Here is a 21,514-nt window from a genome sequence, read left to right on the forward strand (position 1 = left end):
CCTGACAGGTAAAGTTATGCAAAAATCGGTCTTAATTACAGGATGTTCCAGTGGAATCGGTCTGGAAAGCGCGCTCGAATTGAAGCGCCAGGGGTTTCGGGTTCTGGCGGCCTGTCGCAAACCCGACGATGTCGAACGCATGAACGGGCTGGGCTTTACCGGCGTGCTGCTGGATATGGACTCGCCGGAGAGTGTTGACCACGCCGCCGATGAGGTGATCGCCCTGACCGGTAATCGTCTTTACGGCCTGTTTAATAATGCCGGTTACGGCGTGTATGGCCCGCTGGATACCCTCTCCCGCGAAACGCTGGAGAAGCAGTTTTCGACCAACTTTTTCGGCGTACATCAGCTCACCATGCGTCTGCTCCCCGCGATGCTGCCGCACGGTGAAGGGCGCATCGTGATGACGTCGTCGGTGATGGGGCTGATTTCCACCCCGGGCCGCGGCGCCTACGCCGCCAGTAAATATGCGCTGGAGGCCTGGTCCGACGCCCTGCGCATGGAGCTACGCCACAGCGGCATTAAGGTCAGCCTGATTGAACCCGGCCCGATCCGCACCCGCTTTACCGAAAACGTTAACCAGACGCAGGCGGATAAACCGGTCGAGAACCCCGGCATCGCCGCACGTTTTACCCTCGGGCCCGAGGCGGTGGTGGCCAAAGTGCGCCATGCTTTTGAGAGTGAACATCCCAAAATGCGCTATCCGGTGACGCTGGTCACCCACGCCGTCGGCTGGTTAAAACGCCTGCTGCCGGGCCGAATAATGGACAAAATTTTACACGGTTGAGTTGAAGCGACGACGCGCATCCCCATGTAAAGAACAAACCGACAAAAGAGAAAGCCGCATGTCCGTACAGAATATCGTCAATATCACAGAAGCTAACCTGCAACAGACTCTTGAACAGTCGATGACCAAACCGGTCCTGTTCTACTTCTGGTCTGAACGTAGCCAACACTGTCTGCAGCTGACGCCGGTGCTGGAAAGCCTTGCCGCCCAGTACAACGGCCAGTTCATTCTCGCGAAGCTGGACTGTGACGCCGAGCCGATGGTCGCGTCTCAGTTTGGTCTGCGCGCCATTCCTACCGTCTATCTGTTCCAGAACGGCCAGCCTGTTGATGGCTTCCAGGGGCCGCAGCCGGAAGAGGCTATCCGCGCCCTGCTGGATAAGGTGCTGCCGCGCGAAGAAGAGCTGAAAGCGCAGGAAGGCATGGCGCTGATGCAGGAAGGCAAATACGACGAGGCGCTGCCGCTGCTGAAAGAGGCGTGGCAGCTGTCAAAACAGAACAGCCAGATTGGCCTGCTGCTGGCGGAGACGCAGATCGCCCTGCACCGCTCAGAGGACGCGGAGGCCGTACTTAAGACGGTTCCGCTGCAGGATCAGGACACCCGCTATCAGGGGCTGGTTGCACAAATTGAGCTGCTGAAGCAGGCGGCGGATACCCCGGAAATTCAGCAGCTGCAGCAGCAGGTTGCCGACAACCCGGCGGATGCCGCGCTGGCAAGCCAGCTTGCGCTGCAGCTGCATCAGGTGGGGCGTAACGAAGAGGCGCTTGAGCTGCTCTTCAGCCATCTGCAAAAAGATTTAGCCGCCGCAGACGGTCAGGCGCGCAAGATGTTCCAGGAGATCCTGGCCGCGCTGGGCACCGGCGCCGCGCTGGCGTCGAAGTATCGTCGTCAGCTGTACGCGCTGTTGTATTGATAAAAAAGCCCGGTGGCGGCTTCGCCTTGCCGGGCCTACAAAGACGATGTTACCCCGTCTTTTTCAACTGCGTCACCACCAGCTGGTGGCGCGCGTTGTAGAACTTCCGATAGGTCAGGTAGCAGGCAATGATGGTGGACAGGCTTGCCGTAGAGAGCAGCATAAACGTCACCATGATCTGATACTTAATCGCTTTTACCGGATCGATACCGGCAAAAATCAGCCCCGACATCATGCCCGGCAGGCTCACCAGCCCCACCGTTTTGGCGGAATCTACCGTAGGGATCAGCGATGAGCGAATGCTCTCGCGAATCAGCCGCGCCGAGGCCACCTTTGGCGTTGCCCCCAGGCTTAGTTTCTCCTGCAACTGCTGCTGTTCGCTGCTGAAACGCTGGCCGAGGTTGTTATAACATAGCCCAACGGCCACCATCGCGTTCCCCGCGATCATCCCCGAGATAGGGATGACCTGCATCGGCGTAAACTCAATCGAGCCGGAGAGCACCAGCACCGCCAGCGTGAGCGCCGTTCCGGTGGTAATCGCAATAAACGATGAGACAAACGCCTTATCAATGTATTTACTGCGCTTTTGCGCATTCCACGCCGCGTTAAAGCAGATAAAGAGCACCATCAGCAGCGTCAGCACCGCGTGGTTAACGTTGAAGATATACTTCAGCACATAGCCGACGATGATGAGCTGAATCACCGCGCGGCAGATACTCCACACGATATCTTTTTCCAGCCCCAGCTTTTCCCGGTAGCTGACCACAATCGCAATCAGCACCAGCACCATCGAAAAGGCCAGCGATTCGTTCGTAATGTTATGCTCACCCACGGTTTGCCTCCTGCATTTTCCCGCCGTGCGGCTGGAGCGTGATTACGTCATCCGCATGGGTTATTTCGCTAGCGTCGTGCGTCACCCACAGCACGGCAATGTTCTGCTCCCGGGCGTAACGATGAATAATCTCGTTAACGTTGCGCTTGTTGACGTCATCGAGCGCGCTGGTGATTTCGTCCAGCAACAACACCTTCGGTAAAAACTGCAGGTTGCGGATCAGCGAGACCCGCTGCTTTTCGCCGCCCGACAGCGCGTTGATGGATTTGCTCAGCGTCTCCTGCGCCAGCCCAAAGCGGGCCAGATCGTGGATAAACTTTTCCGGCTCCGGCGTTTTATTGCGGATTTGCCACGGAAAAATCAGGTTGTCATAGACCGTATCGCCAAAAAGCACGGGCGTTTGCACGCAGTACGAGACCTGCTGGCGATAGCTTTCCGGGGAAAGCGAGGCGATATCTTCGCCTTCAAACAGAATGGCTCCCTCCGTCGGGCTGAGGAGTGACGCCACAATCTTCAGCAGCGTGCTTTTCCCACAGCCTGAGGGACCCGTGATTAATTTAAACTCGCCCGGCGACAGGCGAAACCCGACGTGCTGCAGGATTGTGTTTTCCCCGACTCGAAATCCGACATCCCTGAGCAGTAATTCGTTTTTTTTATCGTTCATTGCGCTTCCGTTGACCGCTTTTTGTCATAACCGTCTGTAGCATAATCCTTTCGCCCGCGCAGCGCGAATAGCCTCACGCTGAAGCAAGTGTTAAGCTTTTTGTTTGTAAATTGTCACCACCATCACTACAGGAAGTATGCAGCATGGCACATATTTTTTATGAGTTTCCCTCCCTGAAGCCTGGTGTTCCTGATGTCGAAACATTAATGGACGTCATCAAATCGTCGGAACGCACGCGTTTTGTGATGGGTGAAGAGGTGGTCGATTTTGTTAAGAAGGCGCTCATCGTGAACACCACGATCGGCAGCTTCAAAAATTGCTATTTTGCCTTCGACAACGGGACACACTTCCTTGAATTTGACGGTAAAGGCAAATCAAAACGCTTCAATGAGGTGCCGGACTGGTTCGTCTCTCCGGCGGAATTTTCGCGCACCCAGTGGCTTATCAACCACAATCTTGCGGATGTGAAAGCCACACAGTTCATTGACGTCCTGATGTCCTACCCGCTGAAAGCGCGCCGCGCGCACTGCAATTTGTTATTCGGGCTGGAGCTGGAAAAAGTCAACGCGGTTCCGGCCACGGCGTCAGCGGCAGGTAAAATCGGCAATAAAAACGGTAAAACCACCAAGCCCCGCGTCACCGATCTGGGCTCGTTCGAGCTGTTCAGCCAGTTCTTTGCGCGCATGAAAACCGCCGTGCAGGCCGATGAGTTCCCTACTCTGCAGATCCTGACGGGCATGGATAACCTGGCAAAAGCGCCGCATAATTTAAAGCAGGGCATCAGAACCTGGTTTAAAGCCATCGCGGGCGACCTTCCACCGAATAACAAACGCGTTGAGGCGGGAAATGCCGTTCTGTTCTGCGCCCCCCTTCGCGAACAGATCCAGCGTATCGAAGCGCGGGGGCTGGAGAATTACTACCAGGGATTATCCAAAGCCATTGCCGAAGCGGGTGATGGCTTCATCTCTGACTTTACCTATACTTACGAGCAATAAACACACACTTTCACTCATCACGGCATGCAAAACAGGAGGTTTTTATGCTTATCGTTGTTCCCGTCCTTATTTTCGTTGCGCTGGTTATCGTGGGCGCCGGCGTCAAAATTGTCCCTCAGGGTTATCAGTGGACCGTCGAGCGTTTCGGCCGTTACACCAACACGCTCCAGCCCGGCTTAAGCCTGATTGTCCCGTTCATGGACAGAATCGGCCGCAAGATCAACATGATGGAGCAGGTTCTGGACATTCCGTCCCAGGAAGTGATCTCCAAGGATAACGCCAACGTCACCATCGACGCCGTCTGTTTTATTCAGGTGATTGACGCGCCGAAGGCGGCCTATGAGGTCAGCAACCTGGAGCTGGCGATCGTCAACCTGACGATGACCAACATCCGTACCGTACTCGGCTCGATGGAGCTGGACGAGATGCTTTCCCAGCGCGACAGCATTAACACCCGCCTGCTGCACATTGTCGATGAGGCCACCAACCCGTGGGGGATCAAAGTCACCCGCATCGAGATCCGCGACGTGCGCCCGCCGGCGGAGCTGATTGCCTCCATGAACGCCCAGATGAAAGCCGAGCGAACCAAGCGCGCCTACATTCTGGAAGCCGAAGGGGTACGCCAGGCGGAGATCCTCAAAGCGGAAGGGGAAAAACAGTCGCAGATCCTGAAAGCGGAAGGCGACCGTCAGTCCGCGTTCTTACAGGCGGAAGCGCGTGAACGTTCCGCCGAAGCGGAAGCCCGCGCGACCCAGATGGTGTCCGAGGCAATTGCCGCCGGTGATATTCAGGCCGTGAACTACTTCGTTGCGCAAAAATATACCGACGCGCTGAAAGAGATCGGCTCGGCGAACAACAGCAAAGTGGTGATGATGCCGCTGGATGCCAGCAGCCTGATGGGCTCTATCGCGGGGATCGCCGAACTGATCAAGGACAGCGGAAACGAGCGTAAAAAATGATTGAGCTCATCGTTGCACATCCTCATGCCTTCTGGCTAAGTCTCGGTGGCTTATTGCTGGCGGCGGAGATGCTGGGCGGCAACGGCTACCTGCTCTGGAGCGGTGTTGCCGCCGTCATTACCGGTCTTCTGGTCTGGATCCTTCCCCTGGACTGGGCGTGGCAGGGAGCGCTGTTTGCCGCGCTGACGCTGGTGGCCGCCTGGCTGTGGTGGCGCTGGCTTAACCGGCGGGTTAACGAGCAGAAACCGGTGGACGCCCACCTTAACCAGCGCGGACAGCAGATTGTCGGCAAGCGTTTTACCCTCGACACCGCGCTGGTGAACGGACGCGGGCACATGCGCGTAGGCGACAGCTCGTGGCCGGTGGTGGCCGACGATGACCTCAGCGCCGGCACGCGGGTTGAAGTCATTGCGGTGGAAGGTATTACCCTGCGGGTAAAAGCCTGTTAAGCGTGGGTTTTGCGGTGGCAGCAGCCGGCAAGATTATCAATAATCGGGCAGTCGGCGCTGTCATCCCCCGGACAGGAGTCCGCGAGCTGCAGCAGCTGTTCACGCATCGCCTGCAGTTCGACGATGTGGCGTTCAATTTCGGCCACCTTTTCCAGGGTGCGTTTTTTCACGTCGGCGCTGTGACGCTTAGGATCGTTGAACAGGTTAACCAGCTCGCCGCACTCTTCCAGATTGAACCCGACCTGTCTTGCCTGGCGCAGCAGCGTCAGCTCATCGAGATGCAGCTGCGTGTAGCTGCGGTAGCCATTTTCACTGCGCAGCGGCGGCGTTACCAGCCCCTTCTCTTCATAAAAGCGGATCGCTTTGCTGGTTAAGCCGGTTTTTTTTGCCACGTCACTGATATTCACATTTCCCCCTTGACCTTCCCCTTGATGGAAGGTTTAACCTTCATAACAGTTAGCGAAAAGCGTTACTCCGGTCAACAACTGACCAATATATTATACGGGAGTTTTGTTATGTCTCACACTATCGACCTGACGCTGGACGGCCTCTCCTGCGGCCACTGCGTCAAACGCGTTAAAGAAAGCCTGGAACAGCGTCCTGACGTTGAAAGCGCTGAAGTGACTATCGACCATGCCGCCGTGACCGGCAGCGCCAGCGCGGACGCGCTGATTGATACCATTAAACAGGCCGGTTACGGGGCGGAGTTAAGCCACCCAAAGGCTAAACCGCTGGCAGAGTCATCATCCCCGTCGGAAGCACTGACAGCGGCCACTCCTGAGCTTCCGGCAGCGGATGATATTGATGACAGCCAACAGCTGCTGATCAACGGCATGAGCTGCGCCAGCTGCGTCTCCCGGGTACAAAACGCCCTGCAGGCGGTCCCGGGCGTCGCGCAGGCACGGGTGAATCTTGCGGAGCGTACTGCGCTGGTAATGGGCAGCGCCTCCGCCGCAGAGTTAGTGCAGGCCGTTGAGAAAGCGGGCTACGGCGCGGAGGCCATCGAAGATGATGCCGAACGCCGCGAGCGCCAGCAGGAAACGGCTATCGCCACCATGAAGCGCTTCCGCTGGCAGGCCATCGTTGCCCTGCTGGTGGGTATTCCGGTGATGGTGTGGGGCATGATGGGTGACAACATGATGGTCACCGACGACAACCGCACGCTGTGGCTGGTGATTGGTCTGATTACCCTTGCGGTGATGGTGTTTGCAGGCGGGCATTTCTATACCAGCGCCTGGAAGAGCCTGAAAAACCGCACCGCGACGATGGATACCCTGGTCGCCCTCGGGACCGGCGCGGCGTGGCTCTATTCCATGAGCGTGAACGTCTGGCCCCAGTGGTTCCCGATGGAAGCGCGGCATCTCTATTATGAAGCGAGCGCAATGATTATCGGCCTGATCAACTTAGGCCATATGCTGGAAGCCCGCGCCCGTCAGCGTTCCTCGAAAGCGCTGGAAAGATTGCTTGATTTAACCCCGCCGACGGCCCGCGTGGTCACGGACGAGGGGGAAAAGAGCGTTCCATTGGCCGAGGTTCAGCCCGGCATGACGCTCCGTCTGACCACCGGCGACCGCGTTCCCGTTGACGGCAAGATAACCCAGGGTGAAGCCTGGCTGGATGAAGCGATGCTGACCGGGGAGCCTATTCCCCAGCAGAAATCCGACGGCGACGCCGTGCATGCCGGTACAGTGGTGCAGGACGGCAGCGTGCTGTTCACCGCCAGCGCCGTCGGCAGCCACACCACGCTGTCGCGTATTATCCGCATGGTGCGCCAGGCGCAGAGCAGCAAGCCGGAGATTGGCCAGCTTGCTGACAAAATCTCGGCCATTTTTGTGCCGGTGGTGGTCGGCATTGCCCTGCTGAGCGCGGCGATCTGGTACTTCTTCGGCCCCGCGCCGCAGATTGTTTACACCCTTGTGATCGCTACCACGGTGCTGATCATCGCCTGTCCTTGCGCCCTTGGCCTGGCGACGCCGATGTCGATTATCTCCGGCGTAGGGCGCGCGGCCGAATTTGGCGTACTGGTACGGGACGCGGACGCGCTGCAGCGGGCCAGCACGCTCGACACGCTGGTGTTTGATAAGACCGGCACGCTGACGGAAGGTAAACCGCAGGTGGTCGCCGTCACGACCGCAGGCATTGCCGAAGAGGAGGCGCTGCGTCTCGCCGCCGCGCTGGAGCAAGGCTCAAGCCATCCGCTGGCGCGCGCTATTCTCGATAAAGCCAATGCGTCTGCCCTGCCGCAGGTGAGCAACTTCCGCACCCTGCGCGGGCTCGGCGTGAGCGGTGAGGCAGAAGGCCATGCGCTACTGCTGGGCAACCAGGCGTTGCTCAATGAAAACGGTATTGATACCGCCGCGCTGGAAAACGAGCTGAAGGCGCAGGCGTCTCAGGGCGCTACCCCGGTTCTGCTGGCGGTGGACGGCAAAGCCGCCGCGCTGCTGGCCGTGCGCGATCCGCTTCGCCAGGACAGCGTGGATGCCTTACAGCGCCTGCACCGTGCGGGCTACCGTCTGGTGATGCTGACCGGCGATAACCCGACCACCGCCAACGCCATCGCGAAAGAAGCCGGTATTGATGAGGTGATTGCGGGCGTACTGCCGGACGGCAAAGCGGACGCCATTAAAAAACTGCAACGTCAGGGCCGTCAGGTGGCAATGGTCGGCGACGGCATCAACGATGCCCCGGCGCTGGCCCAGGCGAATGTGGGGATCGCGATGGGCGGCGGCAGCGACGTGGCCATCGAAACCGCCGCCATTACGCTGATGCGCCACAGCCTGATGGGCGTGGCCGATGCGCTGGCCATTTCGAAAGCCACGCTGCGCAACATGAAGCAGAACCTGCTGGGGGCGTTCGTCTATAACACCCTCGGGATCCCAATCGCGGCCGGTATTTTGTGGCCGCTGACCGGTACGCTGCTGAACCCGGTGGTCGCGGGCGCGGCGATGGCGCTCTCCTCCATCACCGTGGTCAGCAACGCCAACCGGCTGTTGCGGTTTAAACCGAAGGATTGAACCTTGTACCCGTACGCGCTAGCATGAACCTTTCCGTTTATGGAGCGCGTATGGGTCTGTTTCATCGTATAAAAATATCGTTTCGCGCCCTTTTCCCTCGCCGTTACGCCTGGCCCGGTCTGGATATCTCGCTTCCCGGCGGGCAACACCTGCACCTGGTCGGCAGTATCCATATGGGCACGCAGGGTATGTCACCTCTGCCGCCCGGTCTGATAAAGCGCCTGAAGCGCGCCGACGCGCTGGTCGTCGAGGCGGACATCTCGGGCCATGAGTCACCGTTTGCCGGGCTTGAAAGCGATCTCCCGCTGGCGGAACGTCTGAATGAGGCCCAGCTCGCGGAACTGACGCGCGTCGCCGAGGAAACCGGCGTATCGCTCTCCATGATTGACACTCTGCCGCTGTGGCAAATCGCAATGGTATTACAGGCCACGCAGGCCCAGCGTCTGGGGCTGCGGGGTGATTACGGCATTGATTACCAGCTGCTGAACGTGGCGCGGGCGCGCCGTATGCCGATCATCGAACTGGAAGGTACGGACAGCCAGATTGCGCTCCTGCGAGAGCTTCCCGACGACGGTCTGATGCTGCTGGATGATACCCTCACCCACTGGCACACCAACGCACGCCTGCTGCAGACCATGATTGGCTGGTGGCTGGATGCACCGCCCGCGGACGGCAGGCTGGCGTTACCGTCAACGTTCAGTGAATCGCTGTATGATGTGCTGATGAATGCGCGTAACAAAGCCTGGCGAGAGACGCTGCATGCTCTGCCTGCGGGGGAATACGTGGTGGCGGTTGGGGCGTTACATTTATACGGCGAAGGGAATTTGCCGTCGTTGCTGAAATAAAAAAATGGCCAATATCTCTATTGGCCCGTCAAAGAGGAATTTCATCGTTTTTATTATACCGAAGTGACCTTCGGCTGAGCCGATTGTCGCTCAAAGTGACCATCACTGCCAACACTATTGCGCAAGATGGTGCTATTTTTTAGACAAACGTCAGGCGTATGCTGGCTGCATGAATTGTCTGTCGTAAGAAGGATAGCTATGACTCCCGCCGTTAAATTACTTGAAAAAAACAACATTTCTTTCCGGATCCACACCTACGATCACGATCCGAATGAAACCAACTTTGGTGATGAAGTGGTGCGCAAGCTGGGGCTGAACGCGGACCAGGTCTATAAAACGCTGCTGGTGGCGGTGAATGGCGATATGAAGCATCTCGCCGTGGCGGTGACTCCCGTGGCGGGACAGCTGGATCTGAAGAAGGTCGCTAAAGCGCTGGGGGCGAAGAAGGTGGATATGGCGGATCCGATGGTGGCGCAGCGCACCACGGGCTACCTGGTGGGCGGGATCAGTCCGCTCGGACAGAAAAAACGCCTGCCGACGCTGATCGATGCCCCTTCACAGGAATTTGACACCATCTTTATATCTGGTGGCAAACGCGGGCTGGACATTGAGCTGGCGGCGGGCGATCTGGCGAAAATGCTGGACGCGAAGTTTGCGGATATTGCGCGACGGGATTGAGAAAATTGCCCGGTGGCGCTGCGCTTACCGGGCCTACGATTCGAATGTAGGCCGGGTAAGGCGAAGCCGCCACCCGGCAACACAACCGCACTACTGCCAGCTCACCTCGCCTTTCGGCTCATACGCATTCACGTCAATCGGCGAATTCTGCTCGATATACTGCTTCAGCACTTCTGCATCGATAAAGCCGGTGTTCACGTAGCCCGGTTTATTATCAATATGCGGATAGCCGTCGCCGCCGGTAGCGTTAAAGCTTAACGTCGCCAGACGGTAGGTTTTCGCCGGGTCAACCGGTTCGCCTTTGATCTTCAGGTCGTTAAGCTTGCCGTCTTTCGCTACGAAGCTCACGTTGGCAAACTGCGGATAGGCTCCGGAATCCGGCTTCATCTGCGCCACGGCGGTCAGGTACTCAACAACCTCTTTCCCGCTCATGTCGGCATAAACCACCACGTTACCGAACGGCTGCACCTTCAGAACGTCTTTATAGGTGATGTTTCCACCTTCGATGGAATCACGAATGCCACCGCCGCTCATCACGCCAAAATCAGCCCCGGTGCGCGCCATTTGCGCCGCCAGCACCAGGTGGCCCATGTTGGTCTGCACGAAGCGAACTTTGCTGCGGTCCCCCTCCAGACGACCGTTCAGCGTGCCGATTTTCACATCCAGCTGCGCCTTGCCTTTGTTCTGGAACGGCGTCAGCAGGGAGAGCATCTGCTGGTTTTCTGGAATCTCTGGGGTGTAAAGTACGCGCTCGCTTTTCCCGTCCGGGTAGGTGACCTTCTTCTTCAGGTTGACCGGAATGAGCTGATAGTGCACCAGCTTCATCTCGCCGTTACGGAACTCGAAGTCCGCCCGGCCTACGTATTTCCCCCACTCGTGCGCCTGCACAATCCAGATACCGTTCTGACGATCTGGCGCACACGGCGTGCCCGGCACGTAGTCCACCTGCTTTTTATTCTCGGATGCCATGCAGACCGGATCCTGTGAGTGACCACCCACAATCATCGCCAGCGAGCCCGCCGGCAGGCTGCGCGCCATCTCCACGTCGCCCGGCGCATTGGAGCCGTGCTCACCGTTGTCGTAGTGCCCCATGTGGGTGGTGGCGATAATCACGTCCGGCTTTTCGTTTTGCTGCAGCTCCTGAATCACCAGCTTCGCTTCGTCTGCCGGTTTGCGGAATTCGATATCGGTGAAGAACTCTGGGTTGCCAATTTTCGCCGTGTCGTCGGTGGTTAGGCCGATGACCGCGATCTTCAGATCCTGACGCTTAAACAGCGCCCACGGCTTGAACAGGCGTTCGCCGGTGCTTTTCTGGTAAATGTTGGCAGAGAGGAACGGGAATTTGGCCCACTTCTCCTGCTGACGCAGCACGCTCAGCGGATTATCAAACTCATGGTTACCGACGGCCATCGCGTCGTAGCCAATCAGGTTCATGCCGCGGAAATCGGGCTCGGCGTCCTGCAGGTCGGATTCCGGCACGCCGGTATTGATATCGCCGCCTGAGAGCAACAGCACGCTGCCACCCTGGGCCGCCACCTCTTTACGTATTCCATCCACCAGCGTTTTTTGTGCCGACAGGCCATATTCGCCGTATTCACTGCGCCAGAAATGGCCGTGGTGGTCGTTGGTATGCAGAATGGTGATTTTATAGGTTTTGTCTTTTTCATACGCCTGCACGGGCAGGCTTACCAGCCCCCACGCCGCGATGAGCGCCAGCGCGACGCCCCGCTTCATTAACTTCATCTTCTCTCTCCCTGACCAATAGACAAAGGCAGAAATTACAGTGACTAATAAGAATAGACAAATAAGTTTTCAGAATTGCGACTTTCTTCAAATGTCCCGGGCGGGTATGTTAGTCGGATAATAATTACACCCTGCATCGCTAATAACTCAAGACGTGGTAATTCTCTCTATGGCAATCAGTGAATCAACTCAGCCCGTTCCGGGTGCGCCGACGTCGCGCACCTCCTTTAAAGTCTTAGGCGCAATCAGTCTCTCGCACCTGCTCAACGATATGATCCAGTCGTTGATTCTGGCAATTTACCCGCTGCTGCAGTCCGAATTTTCGTTAACCTTTGTGCAGATTGGGATGATCACCCTGACCTTCCAGCTGGCTTCCTCGCTGCTGCAGCCGGTGGTGGGCTACTGGACGGACAAATATCCTATGCCGTGGTCGCTGCCAATCGGCATGTGCTTCACCCTAAGCGGGCTGGTGCTGCTGGCCATGGCGGGGAGTTTTGAAGCCGTGCTGATTGCCGCGGCGCTGGTGGGAACCGGTTCATCGGTGTTCCATCCGGAATCGTCCCGCGTGGCGCGTATGGCCTCCGGCGGTCGTCATGGCCTGGCGCAGTCACTTTTCCAGGTGGGCGGTAACTTTGGTAGCTCTCTCGGCCCGCTGCTGGCCGCGGTTATTATTGCCCCTTACGGTAAAGGCAACGTGGCGTGGTTTGTGCTGGCCGCGCTGCTGGCGATTATCGTGCTGGCGCAGATCAGCCGCTGGTATGCCGCTCAGCATCGGGTGAATAAAGGAAAACCTAAAGCGAAGGTTATCAATCCCCTGCCGCGCAATAAGGTTATCCTCGCGGTTGCCGTCCTGCTGGTGCTGATTTTCTCGAAATACTTCTATATGGCGAGTATCAGCAGCTATTACACCTTTTATCTGATGCAAAAATTCGGATTATCGGTACAAAACGCGCAGATCCACCTGTTTGCCTTCCTGTTCGCGGTGGCCGCAGGGACGGTAATTGGCGGGCCGGTGGGCGATAAGATTGGCCGTAAATATGTCATTTGGGGCTCTATCCTCGGCGTAGCGCCTTTTACCCTCATTTTGCCGTACGCCAGCCTTGAATGGACGGGGATTTTGACCGTGATTATTGGTTTTATTCTCGCCTCCGCGTTTTCCGCCATTCTGGTTTATGCCCAGGAGCTGCTGCCCGGACGTATCGGTATGGTTTCCGGACTGTTTTTCGGTTTCGCCTTCGGCATGGGCGGGCTGGGTGCAGCGGTGTTAGGGATGGTTGCGGATCACACCAGCATCTTCCTGGTTTATAAAATCTGCGCTTTCCTGCCACTTCTTGGCATGTTGACCATATTCCTGCCTGATAACCGCCATAAAGCGTGAATTACGGGTAGCTAAACTTATGCTTTAGCTACCTGATACCCTTATACCATAAGGGTTTCCTCTTCATCCCCGCGCTGAATTTATCAAAATGCGCTTTTTTACGTGCATATTGCTGTTTTATTCAAACTTCAACAATTATTCATAAACACAAGGGTAAAAATTGTCATAAACTATTACCTGGTTTTTTGGTATTCACGCCAAAAATGGAACACTCACCACGAAAGGAGACGGAATGCACCACGCCACACCGCTTATCACCACCATTGTTGGTGGACTTGTGCTCGCTTTTATTCTCGGCATGATTGCCAATAAGCTGCGTATTTCTCCTCTTGTCGGCTATCTGCTGGCAGGTGTGCTGGCGGGACCGTTTACGCCAGGTTTTGTTGCGGATACCAAACTGGCCCCTGAGCTGGCGGAATTGGGCGTGATTCTGCTGATGTTCGGCGTCGGCCTGCACTTCTCCCTGAAGGATTTGATGGCGGTAAAGTCGATTGCCATACCGGGAGCGATCGCCCAGATAGGGGTGGCGACGCTGCTTGGGATGGCGCTTTCGGCCGTGCTGGGCTGGTCGCTGATGACCGGCATCGTATTTGGGCTGTGTCTCTCAACCGCCAGTACCGTGGTGCTGCTGCGCGCGCTTGAGGAGAGACAGCTGATAGACAGCCAGCGCGGGCAGATCGCGATAGGCTGGCTGATTGTGGAAGATCTGGTGATGGTCCTGACGCTGGTGCTGCTGCCCGCCGTCGCCGGCATGATGGAAAAAGACAATATCGGCTTCGCCTCGCTGGCGCTGGATATGAGCATCACCATCGGGAAGGTGGTGGCGTTTATCGCCATCATGATGCTGGTGGGTCGCCGTCTGGTGCCGTGGATCATGTCCCGCAGTGCGGCGACCGGATCCCGCGAGCTGTTTACCCTCTCCGTGCTGGCGCTGGCGCTCGGTATCGCCTTTGGCGCCGTTGAGCTGTTTGATGTCTCCTTCGCGCTGGGCGCGTTCTTTGCCGGGATGGTGCTGAACGAATCCGAGCTGAGCCACCGCGCCGCACACGACACCCTGCCGCTGCGCGACGCCTTTGCCGTGCTGTTCTTCGTCTCCGTCGGGATGCTGTTTGACCCGCTTATACTGATCCAGCAGCCGCTGGCCGTGCTGGGCACGCTGGCGATCATTATCTTTGGTAAGTCGCTTGCCGCCTTCTTCCTGGTGAGGATGTTCGGCCACTCTCCGCGGACGGCGCTGACCATTGCCGCCAGCCTGGCGCAGATCGGTGAGTTTGCCTTTATTCTGGCCGGTCTGGGCATGGCCCTGAACCTGCTGCCGCAGGCCGGACAGAATCTGGTGCTGGCGGGGGCGATCCTCTCCATTATGCTCAACCCGGTGCTGTTCGCGCTGCTGGAAAAATATCTCGATAAAACGGAAACCCTTGAAGAGCAGACGCTGGAAGAGGCCATCGAAGAAGAGAAGCAGATCCCGGTCGATATTTGCAATCACGCCCTGCTGGTCGGCTTTGGCCGCGTCGGCAGCCTGCTTGGCGAGAAGCTGATGGCGCAGGGCATTCCGCTGGTGGTAATTGAAACGTCACGCACCCGCGTTGACGAGCTGCGCGAGCGCGGTATTCGTGCGGTGCTGGGCAATGCGGCGAACGAAGAGATCATGGAGCTGGCGCATCTGGACTGCGCCCGCTGGCTGCTGCTGACCATTCCCAACGGCTATGAGGCGGGTGAGATTGTCGCCTCCGCGCGCGCGAAGTGTCCAAACATTGAGATTATCGCCCGGGCGCACTACGACGACGAGGTAGATTACATTACCGAGCGCGGTGCGGATAAGGTGGTGATGGGCGAGCGCGAGATTGCGAATACGATGCTGACGCTGCTGGAAAAACCGCCGGTTGAAGAGGCGGTGACGGGGTAAGTTTGGTGCGTCATGATGCCCTCACCCTGGCCCTCTCCCACAGGGAGAGGGAACAAACACTAAAAACGGCAACCACAGGTTGCCGTTTTGCTTTTACCTGTCCCAATACGCCTCTTCGAGGCTGTCTTCCCGTTCCGGCAGGCCACGCGTTAAGCGCGGGGAGTGCTGGTTCAGCACCTGATAGCTTACGCGGTTGGCGTACTTGCATACCTGCGCCAGCGACGAATAGGTCAGCCAGCTGAACTTGTGCTTGCTGGAATTTGGCACGTTGGTTTTGTGGTAGGCGTTAGCGGTGATGTCGTGCAGCAGCGCGGCCAGCGCGCCGTCGCCCGCGCCGTTGGTATTCATGATCTTCTCCGGCCCGCCCATATACGGGGCGATGTGCGAGTAGATACGCAGCGGATTAACACAGTCTTTAAAACGCATGCCGCGGCTGAACTCGTACTGGTTGAACTCGGCAATCGCGCCGGGCAGCAGCGGGTGCTGGGTTTTGCGTTTGCTCTCTTCTTCGGTGAAGCCAGCCATATACAGCCCAACCGGACCCGCGGTGCAGAGCACCAGATCCACCCAGTCCAGCGCTTTGTCAGACGCCAGCAGCGGATCGCTTTCACCGGTCAGCGCTTCGGCCTCCTCTTCGTTCATCGCCAGAATCGAGACGTGCTCTTTCAGGAACGCCTGCCACCATTCCGGGTTATCGGCAATCACGAATTTGGTGCCCAGCGTTAACACCACCGGCACATCGTACTTCTTCGCGTACTCAATCGCCTTCATGGTCGCGTCTGGCATCGGCTCGCCCGGCTTGCAGCGCACCAGGTAGGAGGTCAGCACCAGCGCCGAGGCGCCCGCGATCACCTCTTCGGGAATGCTGTCCGCGCGCAGCTTGTTCATGTGGCCCGGGCTGATGGCAAAGGTCCGCTCGCCGGATTCGCCGATCAGCGTAAAGCAGCGGCCAATCGGGCCGTCGACGCCCTGCAGGTAGTTCAAATCGGTTCGGCTGGAGGTATTGCACAGGTAGCGATAGGCGTAGCCACCGATTTCAATGTTGCTGCACATCACGCCGAGCAGGACAGAGCGGTCGTCCGCCAGCACGGAGTAGTTGTGCATGGTGTTGCCGATGGTGCCGCCGGCGAACTGATGGGTAATCAGGTTTTCGCGCACCAGCTCCTGGTACAGCGCTTCGGCAACGTCATCTTCAATCACCAGCGAGTGACCGGCGCTCAGACCGTAACGGGCGACAAACGCATCATCCACTTTCGCTTCAATGTCCACCAGCGTCTGGTCGATACCGACGACCCACGCCGCGCTGGTTTCATTTTCTGGCTGGATTTGCTGCAGGAGCGGATCGCGGGCATCCACGGGGAAGTAGTGTTTGGATTTGCGTTTACCGGGAAATTTCATGGTCTGAACTGTACGAAGAATATGGGCCGGGAATGGTAGCACAAACCCGGCCCGGAGTGCGATCAGCGACCGTTCGTTACCAGCGAGACCATCATGTCGATATGCTCAGGGGAGTCGTTAAGCGCCGGAATGTACTCGTACTTTTCGCCGCCAGCCTCCAGGAAAAATTCCCGGTTTTGCACCGCGATCTCCTCCAGCGTCTCCAGACAGTCTGCCGAGAAGCCCGGCGACATCACCTGAATGTGCTTCACGCCCTTCTCACCCAGCATTTTGAGGGTTTCATCGGTATACGGCGTCAGCCACGGCTCGCGGCCGAAGCGCGACTGGAAAGTCATCATCACCTTCTCCGGCGGCAGGCCGAGGGCGGAAACCAGCTCGCGGGTGGTATCGCGGCAGCGCTGCGGGTAATCATCCCCTTCATTGGCGAAACGCTGCGGGATGCCGTGATAGGAGAGCAGCAGCAGATCCGGCTCGCCGTGTTTTTCAAACGACGCGCGCGCGCTGTTGGCGAGCGCCTTGATGTACAGCTCGTTATCCGCGTAGTCGCGAATAAAGGTCACGCCCGGAATGCGGCGGCGGGTCGCCAGAATGCGCGCCAGCTCGTCCCAGACGGCAGCCACCGTCGAGCAGGAGTACTGCGGGTAGAGCGCCAGCACCACGATATGGTCCACGCCCTGCGCCAGCAGCGAGTCCACCGCGCTTTCCAGTGACGGTTTGCCGTAGCTCATGCCGAGCGCGACGGGCATATCCGGCAGGCGGGCGGCCAGCGCCTTCTCCTGACGACGGCTGTAGACCATCAGCGGCGAGCCCTCTTCCATCCACACGGACTGATAGAGTTTGGCGACGCGCGGAGAACGGATCGGCAGAATGACGCCACGCAGCAGCGGCCACCACAGCAGTCGCGGAAAATCCACGACGCGCGTGTCGCTTAAAAATTGTCGCAGGTAGCGTTTTACCGCGTCTGATGTAGGTGCTTCTGGAGTGCCCAGATTGGCAAGCAGGATGCCGGTTTTCGCCTGACTCATTCACGCCTCTTAACCATTTGAATGGTTGTCAATTGTAGCGGAAATGCGTTTAAACGAAACCCATTGCTGTAATAGGTAAGATGAGAATTTTTCTCACCCGGTGGCCCGGGTGAGAGAGATGCGATTAGCCGAGGATTTTTTCCAGCTCAGCACGCACGTCAGCCACGGCTTTGGTGCCGTCAACTTTGGCGTATTTGGTGTTACCCGCCTGCGCTTCTTTGGTGTAGTAGCCGATCAGCGGCGCAGTCATCTGATGGTATTCCACCAGGCGCTTACGCACGGTCTCTTCCTGATCGTCTTTACGGGTGGTCAGCTCTTCGCCGGTCACGTCGTCTTTGCCTTCAACCTTAGGTGGGTTGAATTTGATGTGGTAAACGCGGCCAGAGGCAGCGTGTACGCGACGGCCAACGATACGGTCAACGATCAGCTCGTCCGGTACGTCGAACTCCAGAACGTAGTCCACGTTGATGCCCGCTTCCTTCATGGCGTCAGCCTGAGGAATGGTACGTGGGAAGCCGTCCAGCAGGAAACCGTTACGGCAGTCTTCCTGAGCAATGCGCTCTTTGACCAGAGCAATTACCAGCTCGTCGGTCACCAGCTTGCCTGCGTCCATGATGTCTTTCGCCTGTTTACCCAGCTCGGAGCCAGATTTAACAGCGGCGCGCAGCATATCACCGGTGGAGATTTGCGGAATACCGTATTTCTCCATGATGAACTGAGCCTGAGTTCCTTTACCCGCGCCCGGAGCGCCAAGCAGAATAATACGCATTGCGAAAATCCCCTCAAAAGTCGTTTCAATTTTTCAAAAGCGCTAAACAATACCACCAGAACGGGCATCGCTCAAGGAAGGCAGGAAGGCTGAAACGGTTAATGGGGGGAGATAATTTGGGATAGTGCGGTCTGGTGCCCTCACCCTGGCCCTCTCCCTCGGGGAGAGGGAGAAGACCAGGAGAGGCGTGGTCAGTTACGCCAGCAGCAGCGCATTCACACGTTTAATGAAGAGGTTAGGATCTTCCAGCGTGCCGCGCTCGGCCAGCAGGGACTGATCCAGCAGCAGTTCAACCCACTCGGCAAAGCGGGCGTCGTCCTGGGTGTCCGCCGCGCGTTTCACCAGCGGGTGATCCGGATTAAGCTCAAAGATATATTTCACTTCCGGTACCGCCTGGCCCGCCGCGGCGAACAGCTTCGCCATCTGGGTGCTCATTTCGTCGGCATCGGTGGTGACAATGGCCGGAGTGTCGGTCAGACGATGCGTGAAGCGCACCTCTTTCACGCGGTCGCCCAGCAGGGTTTTCACGCGCTCAATGAACGGCTCCAGCGCCTTCTCGGCTTCTTTCGCATTTTCATCCACTTCATCTGCCAGCTTGTCGATGGACTCATCGGCTTTGGCAACGGACTGGAACGCCTTACCGTCGAACTCGGTCAGGTAGTTCATCATCCACTCGTCGATGCGGTCGGAAAGCAGCAGCACTTCGATGCCTTTCTTACGCAGCAGCTCCAGGTGCGGGCTGCTCTTCGCCGCGGCGTAGCTGTCGGCGGTGATGTAGTAGATCTTCTCCTGCCCTTCTTTCATGCGGGAGATGTACTCTTCCAGCGACACGGTCTGCGCGGAGGAGTCGGTGTGCGTAGAAGCAAAGCGCAGCAGTTTGGCGATGGTTTCAACGTTCGCCATGTCTTCAGCCGGGCCTTCTTTCAGCACCAGACCGAACTGTTTCCAGAAGGTCTGGTATTTTTCCGCATCGTCTTTCGCCAGTTTTTCCAGCATCTGCAGCGCACGCTTGGTCAGGGCGTTGCGCAGGTTACGGGTGACGGTGCTGTCCTGCAGAATTTCGCGGGAGACGTTCAGCGGCAGATCGTTGGAATCGATCAGGCCGCGCACAAAGCGCAGATAGTTCGGCATGAACTGCTCGGCGTCGTCCATGATGAACACGCGCTGCACGTACAGCTTCAGGCCATGCTTGTGATCGCGGTTCCACATGTCCCACGGCGCCTGCGCCGGGATGTACAGCAGGCTGGTGTACTCCTGCTTACCTTCCACACGGTTGTGGCTCCAGGTCAGCGGGTCGGTAAAGTCGTGGGCGATGTGCTTGTAGAATTCGTTGTACTCGTCGTCTTTAATCTCAGACTTGTTGCGCGTCCACAGCGCCTGCGCCTTGTTGATTTTCTCCCAGGAAACCACGGTTTCACCGTCTTTCTCTTCCTGTTTTTCAATCTCTACCGGCAGCGCGATGTGATCGGAGTACTTGCTGATGATGGAGCGCACGCGCCAGTCGTTCAGGAAATCATCTTCCCCTTCACGCAGGTGCAGGGTGATTTCGGTGCCGCGGTCCGCTTTGGTGATGTCATCAACGGTGTATTCGCCTTCCCCTTTGGATTCCCACAGCACGCCATTCTCGGCGCTGTCGCCTGCCGCACGGGTGCGCACGGTGACTTTATCCGCCACGATGAACGCCGAGTAGAAACCGACGCCGAACTGGCCGATCAGCTGGCTGTCTTTCGCCTGGTCAGAGCCCATGGACTCCAGGAACGCCTTGGTGCCGGATTTCGCGATGGTCCCGAGGTGGTCGATCACCTCGTCGCGGTTCATCCCGATGCCGTTATCGGCGATGGTCAGGGTGCGGTTCTCTTTATTAAACGAGACGCGCACGCGCAGCTCGCCGTCGCCTTCGTACAGATCCGGGTTAGACAGCGCGCGGAAGCGCAGCTTGTCCGCCGCATCCGAGGCGTTGGAAATCAGCTCACGCAGGAAAATTTCTTTGTTGGAATACAGGGAATGGATCATCAGGTGCAGAAGCTGTTTTACTTCTGACTGGAAACCACGGGTTTCTTGTCCTTTCATCTATGTCGACCTCAACAATGCCATTTAATGGGGTTTTAAAACGTTGAGGGAGAGATGGGGATACGGGGGGAAATTTTCAAGCGGAGGCGGCTCGCGCAGCCTCCGTTTGGTCAGAAAATAATCTTGTGACGTCCGGCCAGAGAGTGCGACAGCGTGGTGCCGTCGACCATCTCCAGCTCGCCGCCGACCGGCACGCCGTGGGCGATGCGGCTGGCGTCAACGCCATACTGCGAGCACAGTTCGGCGATGTAGTTGGCGGTTGCCTCCCCTTCCACCGTGGGGTTGGTGGCGAGGATCACCTCTTTGATGGTTTCAGACTCGAGACGCTGTTCAAGGCGGTCAAGACCGATATCGTCCGGGCCGATGCCGTCCAGCGGGGAGAGATGCCCCATCAGCACGAAGTAGCGCCCGGAAAACTGCCCGGTTTGTTCGATGGCGTAGATGTCCGCCGGACTCTCGACCACGCAAATCTGACCGTTTTCCTGACGACGCGGGTTCGTACAGATGTTACACACGTCCTGCTCGGTAAAGGTGCGGCAATCCGCACAGTGACCAATTTCTGACATGGCGCGGGTCAGAGCCTGCGCCAGGCGCATCCCGCCGCTGCGGTCGCGCTGCAATAGCGTAAACGCCATGCGCTGCGCCGACTTCGGGCCAACGCCCGGCAGGCAGCGCAGTGCTTCCATTAACTGCGTGAGCAGCGGACTGGTTTGCATCAGAATGGCATCTTGAAGCCAGGCGGCAGCTGCATGCCGCTGGAAACGGAGGCCATTTTCTCTTTCTGGGTTTCGTCGATACGGCGAGCGGCATCGTTAAACGCGGCTGCAACCAGATCTTCCAGCATCTCTTTGTCGTCTTCGAGCAGGCTCGGGTCGATTTCCACGCGACGGCAGTTGTGCGCACCGTTGATGGTCACCTTGACCAGACCGGCACCGGACTCACCCGTGACTTCCAGCTGAGCGATCTCTTCCTGCATCTTCTGCATTTTTTCCTGCATCTGCTGAGCCTGCTTCATCAGGCCACCCAGACCGCCTTTTCCACCAAACATAGGCTTCTCTCTTCTTTCACGTTTAAGGATTACAACCG

20 protein-coding genes are annotated in these 21,514 nt (G+C 57.8%); 10 read left to right on the forward strand and 10 right to left on the reverse strand.

Translation table 11 applies throughout. The features are described from left to right. Window positions 1-16: 16 nt before the first annotated feature. Window positions 17-787: an SDR family oxidoreductase gene (locus ACOTXT_RS06165; RefSeq protein ID WP_023343514.1), complete on the forward strand. Its 771-nt coding sequence runs from the start codon at window positions 17-19 to the stop codon at window positions 785-787. A gap of 58 nt (window positions 788-845) precedes the next feature. Beyond that, entirely contained in the window at window positions 846-1,700 is an 855-nt protein-coding gene (locus ACOTXT_RS06170) for a co-chaperone YbbN (RefSeq protein WP_421625293.1), read from the forward strand. 49 nt (window positions 1,701-1,749) lie between these two features. Here the strand turns inward: ACOTXT_RS06170 and fetB are convergent, their stop codons facing one another. Then, window positions 1,750-2,532 (reverse strand): iron efflux ABC transporter permease subunit FetB, encoded by a 783-nt coding sequence (gene fetB / locus ACOTXT_RS06175; protein WP_023293126.1) that lies wholly within the window; start codon window positions 2,530-2,532, stop codon window positions 1,750-1,752. After that, window positions 2,525-3,196 carry an iron efflux ABC transporter ATP-binding subunit FetA gene (gene fetA / locus ACOTXT_RS06180; RefSeq protein ID WP_032656594.1) on the reverse strand — a complete coding sequence of 224 codons (672 nt, stop codon included), beginning with the start codon at window positions 3,194-3,196 and terminating at the stop codon, window positions 2,525-2,527. The genes fetB and fetA overlap by 8 nt, the downstream gene beginning before the upstream one ends. A gap of 143 nt (window positions 3,197-3,339) precedes the next feature. On the opposite strand from fetA, the gene ACOTXT_RS06185 reads away from it, so the two are divergent. The 3 genes from ACOTXT_RS06185 to ACOTXT_RS06195 are packed head-to-tail and all read left to right on the forward strand — an operon-like array spanning window position 3,340 to window position 5,599. Continuing rightward, a complete protein-coding gene (locus tag ACOTXT_RS06185; protein WP_055321793.1) occupies window positions 3,340-4,191 on the forward strand; it encodes a hypothetical protein in 852 nt (283 codons plus the stop codon). A gap of 44 nt (window positions 4,192-4,235) precedes the next feature. Beyond that, window positions 4,236-5,150 carry an SPFH domain-containing protein gene (locus ACOTXT_RS06190; protein WP_008499312.1) on the forward strand — a complete coding sequence of 305 codons (915 nt, stop codon included), beginning with the start codon at window positions 4,236-4,238 and terminating at the stop codon, window positions 5,148-5,150. Next, window positions 5,147-5,599, forward strand: a complete 453-nt coding sequence (locus ACOTXT_RS06195; RefSeq protein WP_008499311.1) for an NfeD family protein — start codon at window positions 5,147-5,149, stop codon at window positions 5,597-5,599. Before ACOTXT_RS06190 ends, ACOTXT_RS06195 begins: the two co-directional genes overlap by 4 nt. Here ACOTXT_RS06195 and cueR read toward each other — a convergent pair. Then, window positions 5,596-6,006: a Cu(I)-responsive transcriptional regulator gene (cueR, locus tag ACOTXT_RS06200; RefSeq protein WP_021241620.1), complete on the reverse strand. Its 411-nt coding sequence runs from the start codon at window positions 6,004-6,006 to the stop codon at window positions 5,596-5,598. The two genes, ACOTXT_RS06195 and cueR, sit on opposite strands and share 4 nt — an antisense overlap. A gap of 108 nt (window positions 6,007-6,114) precedes the next feature. Between cueR and copA the strand changes: the two genes are divergently transcribed. From copA to ybaK, 3 genes are all read left to right on the forward strand, one after another. Beyond that, a complete protein-coding gene (copA, locus tag ACOTXT_RS06205) occupies window positions 6,115-8,613 on the forward strand; it encodes a copper-exporting P-type ATPase CopA (protein WP_333165377.1) in 2,499 nt (832 codons plus the stop codon). 50 nt (window positions 8,614-8,663) lie between these two features. After that, window positions 8,664-9,458, forward strand: coding sequence for a TraB/GumN family protein (locus ACOTXT_RS06210; RefSeq protein WP_333165380.1), 795 nt, complete (start codon window positions 8,664-8,666; stop codon window positions 9,456-9,458). Between the two features lie 198 nt (window positions 9,459-9,656). Beyond that, entirely contained in the window at window positions 9,657-10,136 is a 480-nt protein-coding gene (gene ybaK / locus ACOTXT_RS06215) for a Cys-tRNA(Pro)/Cys-tRNA(Cys) deacylase YbaK (protein ID WP_023343509.1), read from the forward strand. Window positions 10,137-10,226: 90 nt separating this feature from the next. Here the strand turns inward: ybaK and ushA are convergent, their stop codons facing one another. Then, entirely contained in the window at window positions 10,227-11,879 is a 1,653-nt protein-coding gene (gene ushA / locus ACOTXT_RS06220) for a bifunctional UDP-sugar hydrolase/5'-nucleotidase UshA (RefSeq protein ID WP_021241624.1), read from the reverse strand. 169 nt (window positions 11,880-12,048) lie between these two features. Here ushA and ACOTXT_RS06225 point away from each other — a divergent pair, with 169 nt between their 5' ends. Both ACOTXT_RS06225 and ybaL read left to right on the forward strand, forming a co-directional pair. Further along, window positions 12,049-13,257 (forward strand): MFS transporter, encoded by a 1,209-nt coding sequence (locus tag ACOTXT_RS06225; protein WP_032656581.1) that lies wholly within the window; start codon window positions 12,049-12,051, stop codon window positions 13,255-13,257. A 232-nt stretch (window positions 13,258-13,489) separates the two neighbouring features. Continuing rightward, window positions 13,490-15,166 carry a YbaL family putative K(+) efflux transporter gene (ybaL, locus tag ACOTXT_RS06230; protein ID WP_008499303.1) on the forward strand — a complete coding sequence of 559 codons (1,677 nt, stop codon included), beginning with the start codon at window positions 13,490-13,492 and terminating at the stop codon, window positions 15,164-15,166. 93 nt (window positions 15,167-15,259) lie between these two features. Here ybaL and ACOTXT_RS06235 read toward each other — a convergent pair whose 3' ends face one another. The 6 genes from ACOTXT_RS06235 to ACOTXT_RS06260 form a co-directional block, all read right to left on the reverse strand. After that, window positions 15,260-16,564, reverse strand: coding sequence for an inosine/guanosine kinase (locus ACOTXT_RS06235; RefSeq protein WP_008499302.1), 1,305 nt, complete (start codon window positions 16,562-16,564; stop codon window positions 15,260-15,262). 62 nt (window positions 16,565-16,626) lie between these two features. Then, a complete protein-coding gene (gene hemH / locus ACOTXT_RS06240; protein WP_008499301.1) occupies window positions 16,627-17,589 on the reverse strand; it encodes a ferrochelatase in 963 nt (320 codons plus the stop codon). Between the two features lie 124 nt (window positions 17,590-17,713). Beyond that, window positions 17,714-18,358: an adenylate kinase gene (adk, locus tag ACOTXT_RS06245; protein WP_006809841.1), complete on the reverse strand. Its 645-nt coding sequence runs from the start codon at window positions 18,356-18,358 to the stop codon at window positions 17,714-17,716. A 195-nt stretch (window positions 18,359-18,553) separates the two neighbouring features. Then, window positions 18,554-20,428, reverse strand: coding sequence for a molecular chaperone HtpG (htpG, locus tag ACOTXT_RS06250; protein WP_021241627.1), 1,875 nt, complete (start codon window positions 20,426-20,428; stop codon window positions 18,554-18,556). Window positions 20,429-20,538: 110 nt separating this feature from the next. Next, window positions 20,539-21,144, reverse strand: coding sequence for a recombination mediator RecR (gene recR / locus ACOTXT_RS06255; RefSeq protein ID WP_008499298.1), 606 nt, complete (start codon window positions 21,142-21,144; stop codon window positions 20,539-20,541). After that, window positions 21,144-21,476, reverse strand: coding sequence for a YbaB/EbfC family nucleoid-associated protein (locus tag ACOTXT_RS06260; RefSeq protein WP_003858972.1), 333 nt, complete (start codon window positions 21,474-21,476; stop codon window positions 21,144-21,146). Before ACOTXT_RS06260 ends, recR begins: the two co-directional genes overlap by 1 nt. Window positions 21,477-21,514 lie beyond the last annotated feature (38 nt).

Origin of the sequence: Enterobacter cloacae complex sp. IR5422, from assembly GCF_049238165.1 — a bacterium.
Lineage (GTDB): Bacteria > Pseudomonadota > Gammaproteobacteria > Enterobacterales > Enterobacteriaceae > Enterobacter > Enterobacter roggenkampii.

Coding starts and splice junctions, on each gene's coding strand:
- ushA (WP_021241624.1), bottom strand. CDS start 11,879: ATGAAGTTAATGAAGCGGGGCGTCGCGCTGGCGCTCATCGCGGCGTGG.
- ACOTXT_RS06260 (WP_003858972.1), bottom strand. CDS start 21,476: ATGTTTGGTGGAAAAGGCGGTCTGGGTGGCCTGATGAAGCAGGCTCAG.
- ybaL (WP_008499303.1), top strand. CDS start 13,490: ATGCACCACGCCACACCGCTTATCACCACCATTGTTGGTGGACTTGTG.
- fetA (WP_032656594.1), bottom strand. CDS start 3,196: ATGAACGATAAAAAAAACGAATTACTGCTCAGGGATGTCGGATTTCGA.
- ACOTXT_RS06195 (WP_008499311.1), top strand. CDS start 5,147: ATGATTGAGCTCATCGTTGCACATCCTCATGCCTTCTGGCTAAGTCTC.
- ACOTXT_RS06190 (WP_008499312.1), top strand. CDS start 4,236: ATGCTTATCGTTGTTCCCGTCCTTATTTTCGTTGCGCTGGTTATCGTG.
- ACOTXT_RS06185 (WP_055321793.1), top strand. CDS start 3,340: ATGGCACATATTTTTTATGAGTTTCCCTCCCTGAAGCCTGGTGTTCCT.
- ACOTXT_RS06165 (WP_023343514.1), top strand. CDS start 17: ATGCAAAAATCGGTCTTAATTACAGGATGTTCCAGTGGAATCGGTCTG.
- ACOTXT_RS06225 (WP_032656581.1), top strand. CDS start 12,049: ATGGCAATCAGTGAATCAACTCAGCCCGTTCCGGGTGCGCCGACGTCG.
- hemH (WP_008499301.1), bottom strand. CDS start 17,589: ATGAGTCAGGCGAAAACCGGCATCCTGCTTGCCAATCTGGGCACTCCA.
- ACOTXT_RS06170 (WP_421625293.1), top strand. CDS start 846: ATGTCCGTACAGAATATCGTCAATATCACAGAAGCTAACCTGCAACAG.
- htpG (WP_021241627.1), bottom strand. CDS start 20,428: ATGAAAGGACAAGAAACCCGTGGTTTCCAGTCAGAAGTAAAACAGCTT.
- ybaK (WP_023343509.1), top strand. CDS start 9,657: ATGACTCCCGCCGTTAAATTACTTGAAAAAAACAACATTTCTTTCCGG.
- adk (WP_006809841.1), bottom strand. CDS start 18,358: ATGCGTATTATTCTGCTTGGCGCTCCGGGCGCGGGTAAAGGAACTCAG.
- ACOTXT_RS06235 (WP_008499302.1), bottom strand. CDS start 16,564: ATGAAATTTCCCGGTAAACGCAAATCCAAACACTACTTCCCCGTGGAT.
- ACOTXT_RS06210 (WP_333165380.1), top strand. CDS start 8,664: ATGGGTCTGTTTCATCGTATAAAAATATCGTTTCGCGCCCTTTTCCCT.
- recR (WP_008499298.1), bottom strand. CDS start 21,144: ATGCAAACCAGTCCGCTGCTCACGCAGTTAATGGAAGCACTGCGCTGC.
- copA (WP_333165377.1), top strand. CDS start 6,115: ATGTCTCACACTATCGACCTGACGCTGGACGGCCTCTCCTGCGGCCAC.